Source organism: Arthrobacter sp. NPDC057009 (assembly GCF_042673905.1).
Lineage (GTDB): Bacteria > Actinomycetota > Actinomycetes > Actinomycetales > Micrococcaceae > Arthrobacter.
Window position 1 is genome coordinate 175,427 of sequence record NZ_JBHUSB010000007.1, and the last position, 13,496, is coordinate 188,922.

12 protein-coding genes are annotated in these 13,496 nt (G+C 69.5%); 10 read left to right on the forward strand and 2 right to left on the reverse strand.

The window, feature by feature from the left end; genetic code table 11:
• Positions 1-194 precede the first annotated feature (194 nt).
• The gene (locus ACFTR6_RS09930) at positions 195-1,010 is read left to right on the forward strand and encodes a sigma-70 family RNA polymerase sigma factor (RefSeq protein ID WP_377957772.1); all 816 of its coding nucleotides are present in this window, start codon (positions 195-197) and stop codon (positions 1,008-1,010) included.
• Positions 1,011-1,065: 55 nt separating this feature from the next.
• Here ACFTR6_RS09930 and ACFTR6_RS09935 read toward each other — a convergent pair whose 3' ends face one another.
• Complete coding sequence (locus tag ACFTR6_RS09935) at positions 1,066-2,010, reverse strand: glycosyltransferase family 9 protein (RefSeq protein WP_377957773.1); 945 nt, start codon at positions 2,008-2,010, stop codon at positions 1,066-1,068.
• Positions 2,011-2,125: 115 nt separating this feature from the next.
• On the opposite strand from ACFTR6_RS09935, the gene ACFTR6_RS09940 reads away from it, so the two are divergent.
• From ACFTR6_RS09940 to ACFTR6_RS09970, 7 genes are all read left to right on the forward strand, one after another.
• Positions 2,126-2,707 carry a D-glycero-alpha-D-manno-heptose-1,7-bisphosphate 7-phosphatase gene (locus tag ACFTR6_RS09940; protein ID WP_377957774.1) on the forward strand — a complete coding sequence of 194 codons (582 nt, stop codon included), beginning with the start codon at positions 2,126-2,128 and terminating at the stop codon, positions 2,705-2,707.
• Positions 2,704-3,780, forward strand: coding sequence for a glycosyltransferase family 9 protein (locus ACFTR6_RS09945; protein ID WP_087873074.1), 1,077 nt, complete (start codon positions 2,704-2,706; stop codon positions 3,778-3,780). Before ACFTR6_RS09940 ends, ACFTR6_RS09945 begins: the two co-directional genes overlap by 4 nt.
• The gene (locus ACFTR6_RS09950; protein ID WP_377957775.1) at positions 3,777-4,886 is read left to right on the forward strand and encodes a glycosyltransferase family 4 protein; all 1,110 of its coding nucleotides are present in this window, start codon (positions 3,777-3,779) and stop codon (positions 4,884-4,886) included. The genes ACFTR6_RS09945 and ACFTR6_RS09950 overlap by 4 nt, the downstream gene beginning before the upstream one ends.
• Positions 4,883-6,136, forward strand: a complete 1,254-nt coding sequence (locus tag ACFTR6_RS09955; RefSeq protein ID WP_377957776.1) for a glycosyltransferase — start codon at positions 4,883-4,885, stop codon at positions 6,134-6,136. Before ACFTR6_RS09950 ends, ACFTR6_RS09955 begins: the two co-directional genes overlap by 4 nt.
• Positions 6,133-6,912, forward strand: coding sequence for an SIS domain-containing protein (locus ACFTR6_RS09960; protein WP_377957777.1), 780 nt, complete (start codon positions 6,133-6,135; stop codon positions 6,910-6,912). Before ACFTR6_RS09955 ends, ACFTR6_RS09960 begins: the two co-directional genes overlap by 4 nt.
• Positions 6,909-8,270: a D-glycero-beta-D-manno-heptose 1-phosphate adenylyltransferase gene (gene rfaE2, locus ACFTR6_RS09965; protein ID WP_377957778.1), complete on the forward strand. Its 1,362-nt coding sequence runs from the start codon at positions 6,909-6,911 to the stop codon at positions 8,268-8,270. The genes ACFTR6_RS09960 and rfaE2 (ACFTR6_RS09965) overlap by 4 nt, the downstream gene beginning before the upstream one ends.
• A 64-nt stretch (positions 8,271-8,334) precedes the next feature.
• A complete protein-coding gene (locus tag ACFTR6_RS09970; protein WP_377957780.1) occupies positions 8,335-9,036 on the forward strand; it encodes an SDR family oxidoreductase in 702 nt (233 codons plus the stop codon).
• On the opposite strand, the gene ACFTR6_RS09975 is transcribed toward ACFTR6_RS09970, so the two are convergent.
• A complete protein-coding gene (locus ACFTR6_RS09975) occupies positions 9,002-10,207 on the reverse strand; it encodes a glycosyltransferase family 9 protein (RefSeq protein WP_377957782.1) in 1,206 nt (401 codons plus the stop codon). The two genes, ACFTR6_RS09970 and ACFTR6_RS09975, sit on opposite strands and share 35 nt — an antisense overlap.
• Positions 10,208-10,413: 206 nt before the next feature.
• On the opposite strand from ACFTR6_RS09975, the gene ACFTR6_RS09980 reads away from it, so the two are divergent.
• The gene (locus tag ACFTR6_RS09980) at positions 10,414-11,853 is read left to right on the forward strand and encodes an aldehyde dehydrogenase (RefSeq protein WP_076799049.1); all 1,440 of its coding nucleotides are present in this window, start codon (positions 10,414-10,416) and stop codon (positions 11,851-11,853) included.
• Positions 11,850-13,451 carry a D-glycero-beta-D-manno-heptose 1-phosphate adenylyltransferase gene (gene rfaE2 / locus ACFTR6_RS09985; protein WP_083706248.1) on the forward strand — a complete coding sequence of 534 codons (1,602 nt, stop codon included), beginning with the start codon at positions 11,850-11,852 and terminating at the stop codon, positions 13,449-13,451. Before ACFTR6_RS09980 ends, rfaE2 (ACFTR6_RS09985) begins: the two co-directional genes overlap by 4 nt.
• Positions 13,452-13,496 lie beyond the last annotated feature (45 nt).

Below are 13,496 nucleotides of genomic sequence, written 5' to 3' on the forward strand. Positions count from 1 at the left end.
AATGCCTCTCTTGCCGTTACCGTTGCCGGTGCTGTTGAACGTTCCGGCCAGGCCGTCCGACGGCGGCCGTAACCTTGCTGCTTCTTTCGAGCCTATAGCCTCGGGAGCATTGTGTAATAAGCACGCTTATGATTTCCTTCTTCTAAGTCTTGCCGCAGGCTTTCTCGACCTTTCGATCGAAGGAACCCACGACAATGCCAGAAACTCCGCCTTCTTACTCCGTGACCGGCCCGCCCCGCGGGCCATCCCCGCAGGGGCCTCCCACGGGCCGCCTGCATGACGCCTTCGAGAACCAGCTGGTCCTCAATTACCTGGACCTGGCGGAGTCGCTTGCCTCGCGCTACGCTGCCCGCGGACGGGAGCGTTCGGACCTGGTCCAGGTGGCCTATCTGGGCCTCGTCAAGGCTGCCCGCGGCTTTGACCAGGAGAAGGGTGAAAGCTTTCCGGCGTACGCCGCCCCCACGATCAGCGGCGAACTCAAGCGGTTTCTGCGGGACCGGTGCTGGACCGTGCGGCCGCCCCGGCGGGTCCAGGATGTCCGGACGCAGATGCTGCACACCGCCCCGGACATGGCCCAGTCGCTGGGCCGCGTTCCGTCGGAGCAGGAACTGGCGGAGGAACTGGGGGTCACCGCCGCCGACGTGCGGGAGGCCCAGGCCGCGGCAAGCAGCATGCATCCCGACTCGCTGGACAGCCCCGATCCGTGGGGCGGGCCGAGCATGGGCGAAGGGCTGGTCTCGCCCGACCAGCCGATAGAGCACCTCGAAGAACTCGTGTGCCTCAACCAGGCCATCCAGGAACTGGAGCCTGATGACCGGGAGATGCTGTACCGGCGCTACTTCCGCGAGGAGACCCAGGTGGAGCTGGGCAAGCGGTTCGGCATTTCCCAGATGCAGGTGTCCCGGCGCCTGTCCCGGATCCTCGTATGGCTGCAGCGCAGGCTGCTCGATGAGGAGGGCCGCAGCGGGGAGGCGGGCGCCGGCAGCGCCGGCACCGGCAGCTCCCGCTAGCGACAGGACCGGCCCGCCGGCGGCACGACTGGCCCGCCGGCAGGACCTGCGGGGGTCAGGCGAGCCGGAGCTGCCCGACGGCGGACAGGACGTCCTCCACGGTGACTGCCAGCAGGGCCGGATCAGGGGTGGCGGCAAATGTGTCGCCACGGCGTGCCTGGGCGTCGGTCAGCACGATGTGCGGGCCGGGCGGAGGCCCCCACACCTCGGCCGGAGCCGGGCCGAAAAGCACCACTGAAGGCCGCGAGTAGGCAGAGGCGAGATGCGCCGCGCCGGTATCCGCCGACACCACAAGCCGGGCTTCCGCGATGGCGGCCATGAACTCGGCCAGCCGCAGCCTGCCCGCGAGCACCTGCGTCTCGGGAAGGCCTGCCAGCCGGGCCACGTCCAGCGCCCGCGGCCGTTCTCCCGTGCTTCCGGTGAACACCACCTCGTGCCCATCGTCGGCGAGCGCGCGGGCGACCTCGGCGAAGCGGTGCTCGGGCCATAGCCGGCTGCCGTAGGCGGCCCCCACGTGCAGTACCGTGGCGCCGGGACAGGGGCTGGGAACGGCTGGCGGGAGGAGCCGGAAATCGTCAGGTTCTGCATCGATGCCGTGCCACTGCAGCAACCTGGTCCACCGCTCACGCTCATGGATTTCCTCCATCCATGCCGGGCCCGGCCGTTCCGGGGTCCGGTGGCCGATGAGCGTCCGCGGCCGGACGGCAGCGAGCCGGGCTTCGCTCTCTGGTCCGCTGCCATGCAGGTTTACCGCGATATCCACCTTGCCTGCATCAATGGGAATTGGAACATCCAGGCCATGGGTCGGAAGCAGTTCGTACCCGCCCACGAGTTCCAGTGCCTCTTCCAGCCAGCCTTGGGCGGCGTAGAGAAGGCGGTGGTCCGGATAGGCGCGGTGCAGCGCGCGCAGGGCCGGCACAGCAACCAGCAGGTCACCGAGCTTTAGTGCCCGCAGGACCAGCAGGACAGGTTGTTCGTGCTTGCCGTTCCGTGCTTCCACTGCCGTTCTTCTCCTCCTTGGACCGGCCCTGCCGGGCCGCCTTTCGAGGAGTCTAGCCGAGAAGAAGTGCCCGGCCGGTTGTTTAGGTCTCTGCCCTCCGGGGAACGGAGGGGATATGGCAAGTAACGCTTCTAAGCTCAAGGCTGTGCTGTTCGACCGGGACGGAACGCTCGTGGTTGACGTGCCGTACAACGGCGACCCCGCGCGCGTCGAGCCGTATCCAGGTGCGCGGCGGGTCCTCGACGGGCTGCGCGGCATGGGCCTGGCAACCGGTGTCCTGAGCAACCAGTCGGGCATTGCGCGCGGGCTGCTGACCGCCGAGGAGGTGGACAGCGTGAACGCACGGGTGGAGGACCTGCTGGGGCCCTTCGACGTCTGGGAGGTCTGCCCGCACGGAGCCGATGACGGATGCGTGTGCCGGAAGCCGGCACCGGGCATGATCCACAGTGCCTGCCGCCGGCTCGGCATTGACCCATCGGAGGCGGCGTTCATCGGCGACATCGGCAGCGACGTCGAGGCGGCCGCGGCCGCCGGCGCCCGGGGCGTCCTGGTTCCCACGCCGCAAACCCGCGCCGAGGAAGTCGAGGCCGCCCCCGAGGTCGCCGCGGACCTCGAGCAGGCCGTTGCCCTGTTGTTTCCAGAATCAGTGTTTCGGAACTCAGTGCTTCACGAACCAGTGCTTCGAGGACCGGCATGAGCAGGGTCCTCGTGGCCCGGCTGGACAGCGTCGGTGACGTACTCCTGGCCGGCCCGGCAGTCCGGGCCGTGGCGAACGGACGGCGGGCCGACGGCGGCAGCCCCAACGACGTCGTCGTGCTTTGCGGGCCGCAGGGCAAGTCCGCGGCCTCGCTGCTGCCCAACGTCGCCGACGTCTTTGCCTGGGATGCGCCCTGGATCAGCAACCCGGCTCCGCCCGTGGCGGGAGAGCACCTGGACTCCCTGGTGGGCTTCGTCCGGAATTCCCGCATCACCGAAGCGGTCATCCTCACCTCCTTCCACCAGTCACCGCTTCCGCTGGCGCTCCTCCTGCGGCTGGCCGGCGTTGAGCGCATCACCGGGGCCTCCACGGACTACCCGGGATCGCTCCTGGACGTGCGGCTGAAGCCGGGCGAGGACTTTCCGGAGGAGCAGCCGGAAGCCGTGCGGGCGCTTGGCATTGCCCAGGCGGCAGGATTCCGGCTCAGGACCGGTGACGACGGAAAGCTCATGGTCAAGGAACCCCCGGACGTCCGGCACCTGGTGGGGGACGGCCCGTACGTGGTGGTCCACCCCGGCGCAACGGTCCCTGCCCGGGCCTGGCCACCCCTGCACCATGCGGCGGCCGTGGAACTGCTGGAGGGGGCCGGCCACAGGGTGGTGGTTACCGGCGGCCCGGGTGAAACCGCCCTGACGGCAACCGTCGCCGGACCCTCCGCCATCGATCTGGGTGGGCGGACAGACCTTTCCACCCTGTCGGGCGTCCTCGCCGGCGCGGAGGTGGTGGTCAGCGGAAACACGGGGCCCGCACACCTTGCTGCCGCCGTCGGAACCCCTGTGGTGAGCCTGTTTTCCCCGGTTGTCCCGGCAGTGCGGTGGGCGCCGTATGGCGTTCCGCTGGAACTGCTGGGAGACCAAAACGCGCCGTGCCGGCTCAGCCGTGCACGCGACTGTCCGGTACCGGGCCATCCCTGCCTCAGCTCTGTTTCGCCCGAGCAGGTGGTGGACGCGGTCGAACGCCTGCTGAGCGGGGTCTCCTCGCTCAGCACACGGAGAAAGGTCCGGAAACGATGAGAATTCTGTTGTGGCACGTGCACGGGTCGTGGACGGACGCGTTTGTCCGCGGCCGGCACGAGTACCTGCTGCCTCTCTTGCCTGAGGGAGGGCCTTGGGGGTTGGGCCGGGCGGGGCGGGACTGGCCCGCTTCGGTGCGGGAGGTCGCACTGGCGGAGCTGGACGCCGGCAGCATCGACGCCGTCGTGCTCCAGCGGCCGGATGAGGCCGCGGAGGTCACGCGCATCCTGGGCCGCCGGCCCGGCGTCGACCTTCCCGCCGTATACGTGGAACACAACACGCCCAAAGGTGATGTCCCCTTCACCGTCCATCCGCTCGGGGAGCAGAGCGACATCCCGATCGTGCACGTGACCCACTTCAACGAGCTGTTCTGGGACAGCGGCCGCGCGCCAACGAAGGTCATTGAGCACGGGATCGCGGACCCAGGCTACCTCTACACGGGCGAAGTCCCGGAGCTGGGCGTCGTGGTGAATGAACCGGTACGCCGCGGACGCGTGACCGGCACCGATCTGCTGCCGCGTTTCGCCACCGCGGCCCCGCTCCAGGTCTTTGGCATGGGCGGTGACCGGCTGGCGGAGGCCACGGGCATCCCGGCGCCGCGCCTCACCGTGCGGGGCGATCTGAAAACCGCGGAGCTCCACCGTGAGCTGGCGCGCTGCCGGGTTTACCTGCATCCGCTCCGCTGGACCTCGCTGGGGCTGGCGCTGCTGGAGGCGATGCACCTCGGCATGCCGGTCCTTGCGCTGGACACAACTGAGGCTGGCCGCGCCGTGCCGGCGGAGGCGGGCTGCCTCTCCACTGACGTGGAGGAGTTGCGGCGGTGTGCCCGGCTGCTGGTCAACGACCCGGAGGAAGCCCGACGGCGGGGCAAGGTTGCGCGGGAGGCCGCGCTGGAGCGGTATGGACTCGAGCGTTTCCTGACCGACTGGGATGAGGTGCTGGCTGATGTGGCACCCGGGGGACTTTTACTTCCGGAACCGGCGCGTCCACATCATGATGGGAGGCCGGGCGGGGAGTGCGCGGAAGGGGTGGCGTCGGGGGATGCAGCTGTAAAGGGGTCCGGACCGGATGCCCTGTCCGCGGCGCGAGAAGGGAATATCCATTGAAGATCTCAATGATTTCGGAACACGCCAGTCCATTGGCAGCGCTCGGCGGAGTGGATGCGGGCGGCCAGAACGTCCATGTTGCCGCCCTGTCGTCGGCACTGGCCCGGCGGGGCCACCGCGTCACGGTCTACACGAGGCGTGACGCGCCCGAGCTGCCGCAAAGGGTGCGGGTGCATCCCCGGCTCGAGGTGGTGCACGTGGACGCCGGGCCGGCCGAGCATGTGCCCAAGGACGAGCTGCTCCCCTTCATGGGTGCACTGGCGGACGGTGTAGTCCAGGACTGGGGCGACTCGCCGCCGCACGTGGTGCACGGCCACTTCTGGATGTCGGGTGTGGCGGCGCTCGATGCCGCACGCCGCGAGCCGGGCGGTTTCCGGGTCCCGGTAGTACAGACTTTCCATGCGCTGGGCACCGTCAAGCGCCGCCACCAGGGCGCCGCTGACACCAGCCCCGCTGAACGGCGCTTCCTCGAGCCGTCCGTCGGCAGGTCGGCTGACCGCATCGTGGCCACCTGCTCCGACGAAGTGTTCGAGCTGAGGGCGATGGGGATAGACACCCGCCGGGTTTCCATTGCTCCCTGCGGGGTGGACCTGGACGTCTTCTCCAGTGACGGCCCGGCCGACACCCCTTCCCGCTCCCACCGGATCCTTTCCGTGGGGCGGCTGGTCCCGCGCAAGGGCGTGGACCTCGTGATCCGGGCCCTGCCGTACCTGCTGGAAGCGGGGTTCACCGACGTCGAACTGCTCATCGTGGGCGGCGGAGCGGATGCCGGAGGGCAGGACCCGGAAGCGCGCAGGCTGCTGGAGCTTGCCCGGGAGCTCGGTGTGGCGGACCATGTGGAGCTCCGGGGACAAGTGGCCAGAGAGGCCATGCCAAGCATGTTCCGAAGCGCTGATGCCGTGGTCTGCACGCCCTGGTACGAGCCCTTCGGCATCGTTCCGCTGGAGGCCATGGCCTGCGGTGTTCCGGTGGTCGCCGCTGCAGTGGGCGGCCTGACGGACACCGTGGTGCACCAGGGAACCGGGCTGCATGTGCCGCCCAAGGACCCCGAAGCCATCGCCGAAGCCCTCGTCACCCTGCTGGCCAGTCCGGAGCTTCGGGCGAAGCTCGGCCGCGCCGGTGAGCGGAGGGCGAAGACGCGCTACTCGTGGAACAGAGTGGCCGCCGAAACGGAAAAGGCCTACCAGCTGGCTATTGCAGGCACCGCCGCGGCCGGCACCCTCGAACCCATGGAAGGAGCGGCACTGTGACTCCGGAATCCCTGCGGGAGGCTGAGCTTCCTGCCATGCACCGGGTTGGCACTCAGGCCGGCCTTTCCTCTCCCGACCAGCTGTCCGCTCCGGACGGTCTGACCTCTCCCGATGGTCTGGCCCCGGGCGCGGCCGGGCAGGATGCCGGCGCTGGCTTGAAAGAGGGTGCCGGCTCGAGGGAAGCAGTGCGGACGCACCTGGAAAACGTCCTTCCCGCACTGCGGTCCCTGGAAAGCCAGGCCGAGACGCTGACAGCCTGGGGCGTGGAGCTGGCCCAGCGCCTGCTGAGCGGGCAGAAGCTGCTGGCCGCCGGGAACGGCGGGTCCGCGGCCGAGGCGCAGCACCTGACGGCGGAACTCGTGGGCAGGTTCGACGGCGAGCGGATGCCTTTCTCCGCGATCTCCCTGCATGCGGAAAGTTCGGCTGTCACGGCCATCGCCAATGACTACGGCTATGCGGAGCTGTTTGCCCGGCAGGTCCGCGCGCACGGACGGTCGGGGGACATCCTCGTGCTGCTGTCCACCAGCGGCCAGAGCCCCAACCTGCTCCGGGCAGCCGAGGCGGCGGCCAGGCTGAACATCACCACATGGGCGCTGACGGGGCCGGCGCCAAACCCGCTGGCCTCCTGCTGCGATGAGGTGGTGGCCGTCGATGCCGTCTCGGCCAATGCACAGGAAGGGCACCTGATAGCGCTGCACGCCATCTGCCGCGCCTTCGAAGCCGAGGTGGCCCGCAGGGGCCAGGGCGTTCCCGGGCCGGAGCGTGATCGCGGATGAGGATCACAGTGGTGGGCGACGTTTTGCTGGACGTGGACCTTTCCGGGGAAGCAACCCGGCTGTGCCCCGACGCGCCGGTCCCGGTGGTGGACGTCTCGGACGTCCGGCGCCGAGCTGGCGGCGCAGGGCTCGTGGCCCGGATGCTGGCCCAGGACGGCCACGGCGTCACCCTGGTGACGGTGCTTTCCGACGACGACGCCTCCCTGGCGCTGGAAGGCGCGCTCGCCGGCGTGCGGGTGGTTTCCGGGCCCTCCGGTGCCAGAACGCCTGTGAAGACCCGGGTCCGGGCGGGCCGCCAGCCGGTGGTGCGGGTGGACGAAGGGTGCGAGCGGCCGGAGGTGCCGGCGGCCACCGCGGGCATGCTCAGGGCCCTGAACCAGGCCGAGGTGATCATCGTGGCCGACTATGGACGGGGCGTTGCTGCGAACCCGGAGATCCGGGAGCTGCTGGAGGCCCGCGCCGGCGACATTCCGATCGTGTGGGATCCGCACCCGTCCGGCGCCGCACCGGTGCCGGGCGTCGCGGTGGTGACGCCCAATCTGTCCGAAGCCGCCAAGGCCGCGGATTCCGGGACCGCCACGCCTGCGGCGATTGCCGCCGTCGGGAAAACGCTGCTCGACAACTGGCAAAGCCAGGCGGTCCTCGTCACGATGGGGGACCAGGGCGGCCTGCTGACCCAGCGCCACACGCCACCGGTGACCATCCCGGCCCCCCGCACCGAGGTCACCGATCCCTGCGGTGCCGGCGACCGGCTCGCGGCCAGCCTCGCCGTCCACCTGGCGGAGGGCCGCAGCCTGGGCGACGCCGCGGAACTCGCGATCAGCGAAGCGGCCGCCTTCCTCGGCGCCGGCGGGGTTTCCGCCCTGCCGGACCGCCACCGGCCGGTCTGGCATCACAGCCGCGAGGAAGACGCCCTGGATCTTGCCCGGCGGGTGCGTGCCAACGGCGGAACAGTCGTGGCAACCGGTGGCTGCTTCGACCTGCTGCACGCCGGCCACGCCCGCACACTGGCGGCAGCCAGGGACCTTGGCGACTGCCTGATCGTGTGCCTGAACTCTGACGAGTCGGTGCGCCGGATCAAGGGCGAGCAGCGGCCCATCGTCAGCCAGCAGGACCGGGCGGAACTGCTGTTGGCACTGGAATGTGTCGATGCCGTCCTGGTTTTCGGGGAGGACACCCCGGAGGCCTGCCTGGAATCCCTGCGGCCGGACGTCTGGGTGAAGGGCGGTGACTACCGCGCATCGGACCTGCCCGAGGCCAGCCTCGTCGAAAGCTGGGGCGGCCGGTGTGTCACCGTGCCCTTCCACCAGGCACGGTCCACGTCAGTCCTCGCGGACGCTTTGGCGAAGGTCAGCTGAACCGGCACAGGTGAGCTGAACCGCTATCGAAAACTTGAAATTTGTCCCAAGCGAAAGGAAAACCATGACTGAATCGACTTTCCGGCCCGGCCGGGTCCTGGTAACGGGCGGTGCCTCCGGACTGGGGGCCGCCGTCGTTGATGCCGTACTGAAAGCCGGCGGAACCCCGGTGGTCCTCGACCGGGACATCCGGAACGTCTCCGCGGCGAAGGCGTTTGAAGTGGACGTCTCGGACCGGATTGCGGTGACCGAGGCAGTGACGCAGGCGGCGGAAAGCCTCGACGGGCTGGACGCGGTGGTCACCGCGGCCGGCATCGACCGCTGCGGCAAGCTGGAGGACGTGGCCGCGGAGGAGTGGGAACGCGTCATCGGCGTTAACCTGATGGGCACGGTGTCCGTCGTCCGGGCAGCCCTTCCCTACCTGAAGGCGTCCCGTGGACGGGTGGTCACCATCGCGTCCACGCTGGGCAAGCGTGCACTGCCGGAGGCCACCGCATACTGCGCATCCAAGTTCGGTGTCGTGGGCTTCAGCCACTCGCTGGCGGCCGAGACGGGCGGCGAAATCGGCGTGACCACGATGATCCCCGGCGGCATGAAGACGCGCTTCTTCGATGACCGCGCGGAGCAGTACAAGCCGCAAGACGATTCACGCCTGAACGACCCCGGCAACGTGGCCGAGGCGATTCTGTTCGCCCTGTCACAGCCCACGGGCTGCGAGGTCCGCGAAATGCTTATCTGCCATGAAGAAGAGGGCTCGTGGCCGTGAGTTGCAGGATATCCTCGTAGACCTCTGAGGGTTCGACGGCCTTCACGGTGGACTCCTCATGGGGACACCGTGGAGCCGTCCACCCCACCTGGGTGATGTCCACGCCACACACCTCGCAGCGGGTGGCCCAGCCGAGATGGACCCGGTGCAGGCTGCGGCCCAGAGGTGCGGCGTTGATGGCATTGCCCACCCAGTAGACGCCCACCGTCGGTGTGCCCAGGGCCTGGGCCAGGTGGCGCGGTCCGCTGTCATTAGCCACCACCACGCTGCTGCCCGCCAGCAGTGCCGCCAGTTCACCCAGGCTGAGTTTGCCGGCCAGTGATTCCACGGCAGGCCGGCCCGCATTCGGCTCGACGGCCGGGCGGCCGTCAGGGGCGTGTTCGACGGCGAGCTCCACCACCGTTTCCGCCAGCTCCTTTTCGCTGCGGTCGCCCACCACGTAAACCCGGAAGCCGTCGTCGGCGGCCCTGCGGGCCACCGCGGCGAAACGTTCGGCAGGCCAGCGGCGGCGCGGATCAGTCGCACCCGGATGGATCACCACCACACGCCCGTTCCCGGATGCACCGCTCTCCACGGCCAGGTCCTGCGCAAGCTGCTGCCTGAACTCCGGCAGCGGCTCAAGCCTTGCCTCCAGCCCGAGCGGAGGTGCGCCGGCGAATCCTGCCACCTCGAGGGCACGGAGCGGCTCGTGCTGGTAGTACAGGTAGGGCACGGTCCGTTCCAGCGGAACCGCGTCCGGGGTCCTGGTGCCCACGCTGTGCCGGGCGCCGAGGCGGAGCAGGAAGGGGTTTGAGTACCGTCCGCCGCCGTGCAGCTGGACGGCCAGGTCAAAGCTCCTGGTGCTCATATCGGCGAAGAACCGTTCGAGCTCGCCGTCGTCCTCCGGCCCCGGGCGGACACCTTCGGAAAACGGCAGGATCACCGTCTCATCCACCGGCCCCGCCGTCTGCGACAGCAGCTCCGCATGGACCGGCGTGCCCAGCAGGGTGACGGTGGCACCGGGATAGGCGGCCTTCAGGGCAGCAACGGCGGGCAGGGCGAACATCAGGTCGCCCAGGCCGCCGCCCCGGAGCACGGCTATCCGCGATACGCCGCTGAAGGGCTCCAGGACCGGGCCGATTCCTTGGCCAGTGATGCGCGCTCCGCCGAAGTCGGCGTTGAAAAGTTCCATGGTGTCAGCCCTCTCGGCTCCGGACAGTTCAGGTCGGGACGGGTCCAGTGGGCCCACCATACGGTGCATCGGCGGTGTATTGCCAGCTCTGAAAACTCCTGCTGCCGGCGCGTGTAAACCCGCCGGCGCCCGGGTACGGATCACCTCAGAGAGGGGTGAAACGACCACCCCGAAAGGCACAGGCCAAATCCACAGTGAGGAGCCACATGCAATCGACGATCGCCAACGACCTGGCCCATGCGGAAGACGTGCTCACCATCCTGAATCCCAGAACCGGTGAAATGGTCGGCAGCCTTTCCGTGGCAGGGCCCGAGGATGTGACGGCAGCCGTGGCGGCTGCCCGTGCCGCCCAGCCGGGCTGGGCAGCCACACCACCGGCAGAGCGGGGAAAGTTGCTGCGCGCCGCGGCTGCGGCCCTCGATGCTGCCTCTGCGGAGCTGGCGGAGCTGAACGCGCAGGAGACCGGGCGCCCGGTGGAAGAGGCTCTTGCCGGCATAGCGGCAGGCGTATCCACGCTGGAGCAGTACGCAGAACTTGGCCCCCTGCACCGGGGACACAGCCTTCGCGGAAACCCGCTGGCAGCCGACTACACCATTGCCGAGCCCCGCGGCATGGCCGTCCTGCTGACGCCATGGAACGATCCTGTGGCAGTGGCGTGCGGACTCATCGGCGCTGCCCTGGTCACCGGAAACACCGCGATCCACAAGCCGAGTGAGCGCTGCCCCCATGTGGGCAAGCGCCTGGGGGAGGCGCTGGCACCGGTGTTTCCGCCCAACGTGCTGGTCACGCTGACCGGAGGCGCCGACGTCGGGACCCTCCTCACCCAGCAGCCCGACGTTGATATGTTCGCCCACGTCGGATCCAGCGAGACGGGGGAACGGATTGCGCGGGCCGCGGTGCTGACAGGCGCCTATGTCATCAGGGAGAACGGGGGCAACGATCCGCTGCTGGTGGATGCGGATGTGGATCCGGCCTGGGCAGCGGAGCAGGCGGCGATCGGGGCCTTCAGCAACAGCGGACAGATCTGCACGTCGGTGGAGCGGATCTACGTCCACCGGTCCATTGCCGAACAGTTCTGCCAGGCCCTCGCGGGGCAGGCCCGGGAGCGGAACAGCGGAAACCGGCTCGCGCCGCTGGTGGACACGCGGATGCGGGACGCCGTCCAGCGGCACGTGGCCGAGGCGCTGGGCCTTGGGGCGCGGGCCGTGGAGGGCGGTTCCGTTCCGGACGGGCCGGGCGCCTTCTACCCGGCCACAGTCCTCGTGGAATGCACCGACACCATGGACGTCATGGCCGAGGAAACGTTCGGCCCGGTGGCCCCGGTGCGCGTGGTGGACAGCTTCGAGGAGGGGCTCGCCCTCGCCGCCGCCGGCCGCTACGGACTGGCTGCCACCGTCCTGACCGGCAGCATCGCCCACGCCCAGCAGGCCGTCGCTGCACTGCCGGCGGGGACCATCAAGGTCAACGAGGTATTTGGCGGTGCGCCCGGCGGCTCTGCCCAGCCCCGCGGGGAGAGCGGGCACGGCTTCGGCTACGGACCCGAGCTCCTGGACGAATTCACCCGGGTCAAGGTGGTGCACATTGCGCCACCCCCGCCGGCAGCGGGCTCTTCAGCCGGTGCCGTGCAAGCCGGGGCAGCATCATGACCGCCACGGCACCCGGCACCGGGGGAGCCGCCGGGGACGACAGCACCACAACGCATTCTGAACCGGTGCTGTCAGAGCCAGTGCTCCCAGAACCAGTGCTTTCAGAACAGCGCGGCCTGGCAGCCTGGCTTCCCCGCAGGCTGGCGGAGGAGGCTCCGGCCATCACGGTTGTGGGCGACTTCATGCTCGACGGCTGGTGGAGCGGAACCATCGACAGGATGTGCCGTGAGGCTCCGGCTCCCGTGGTGGACATCGCCCGGCGGGACTTTGCCCCCGGCGGTGCGGCCAATACCGCCATGAACCTGGCTGCCCTGGGGGCCCGCGTCAGCGTGGCCGGAATCGTCGGAACGGACGACGCCGGCACGGAGCTCAGGCGCCAACTGGACGCGGCCGGTGTGGACACGGCGCTGCTGGCCGAGCACCCGGACATGGTCACCACCACAAAGATCCGGATCAGCAGCGGCGGCCAGGTCCTGCTGCGCTTCGACGACTCCGCGGCAACTGTCCCGGCCGACGCCCTGGCGGCGTTCGAGGCGGCCGTTCCGGCCGCCGTCGGACAGCAGAACGCGGTGGTGATCTGTGACTACGGAACGGGCGTCCTTGCGGAGCCGGTCCGGAACCGGCTCATTGAAACCCTGGCCCGGCGCGGGGAGGACACCCTGGTGGTGGTGGACGCCCACGATCCGCGCCCGTGGGCAGCGCTGGCGCCGGACCTGGTCACCCCCAACGCGCAGGAGGCGGCCAGGATGCTGGACCTCCGGCTCGGCAACGGACCCGAACGTGCGGCAGTGGTGACCCAGCACAGCAGCGAGCTGCTGCAGGCTACCGGTGCACGCGCCGTCGTGGTCACACTGGACCGGGACGGGACCGTCCTGATTCCGTCCGCCGGAAACCCGCACCGGACCTGGGCGCGGCCCGCCACCGAGAAGCAGGCCTCAGGCGCGGGCGATACGTTCGTGGCGGCCCTGACCCTCGCGCGGGCCGCGTCGCTGCCGCTGACGGCCAGCCTGGACCTGGCGCAGGCTGCCGCGGACGTGGTGGTCCACCTTCCGGGGACATCGGTCTGCGGCACGGACGAACTGGGCCGCTACCTGGAAAGCTTCGCGGACACCGCGCTGGCCGCCGATGAACTGGAACGCCACATCCGCGCGCACCGCAGCGACGGCCAGCGCGTGGTGCTGACCAACGGCTGCTTCGATGTGCTGCACCGGGGGCACACCCGGTACCTGAACCAGGCCAAACAGCTGGGTGACATCCTGGTGGTGGCACTCAACAGTGACGACTCAGTACGAAAGCTCAAGGGGCCGGACCGTCCCATCAACAGCGTGGCAGACCGGGCCGCCGTGATCGCCGCCCTGAGCTGCGTGGACTACGTCACGGTTTTCGATACCGCGACGCCGATTCCCCTGATCGAGCAGCTGCGCCCGGAAATCTACGCCAAGGGCGGGGACTACACGCCGGAGATGCTGGCCGAAACCGAAGCGGTGGAGGCCTACGGCGGCACAGTCACCATCCTCGACTACGTCGCCGAGCGCTCCACCACGGCCATGGTCCAGCGCATCCGCAACGGCCAGGGTGCGCCCGTGCCGGAGGCCTAGCACCCGGGCGTCCGGCAGTCTGCGGTCAACTAGGCTTAAAGGCAT

Coding starts and splice junctions, on each gene's coding strand:
- ACFTR6_RS09930 (WP_377957772.1), top strand. CDS start 195: ATGCCAGAAACTCCGCCTTCTTACTCCGTGACCGGCCCGCCCCGCGGG.
- ACFTR6_RS09940 (WP_377957774.1), top strand. CDS start 2,126: ATGGCAAGTAACGCTTCTAAGCTCAAGGCTGTGCTGTTCGACCGGGAC.
- ACFTR6_RS09945 (WP_087873074.1), top strand. CDS start 2,704: ATGAGCAGGGTCCTCGTGGCCCGGCTGGACAGCGTCGGTGACGTACTC.
- ACFTR6_RS09950 (WP_377957775.1), top strand. CDS start 3,777: ATGAGAATTCTGTTGTGGCACGTGCACGGGTCGTGGACGGACGCGTTT.
- rfaE2 (WP_377957778.1), top strand. CDS start 6,909: ATGAGGATCACAGTGGTGGGCGACGTTTTGCTGGACGTGGACCTTTCC.
- ACFTR6_RS09970 (WP_377957780.1), top strand. CDS start 8,335: ATGACTGAATCGACTTTCCGGCCCGGCCGGGTCCTGGTAACGGGCGGT.
- ACFTR6_RS09975 (WP_377957782.1), bottom strand. CDS start 10,207: ATGGAACTTTTCAACGCCGACTTCGGCGGAGCGCGCATCACTGGCCAA.
- ACFTR6_RS09980 (WP_076799049.1), top strand. CDS start 10,414: ATGCAATCGACGATCGCCAACGACCTGGCCCATGCGGAAGACGTGCTC.
- rfaE2 (WP_083706248.1), top strand. CDS start 11,850: ATGACCGCCACGGCACCCGGCACCGGGGGAGCCGCCGGGGACGACAGC.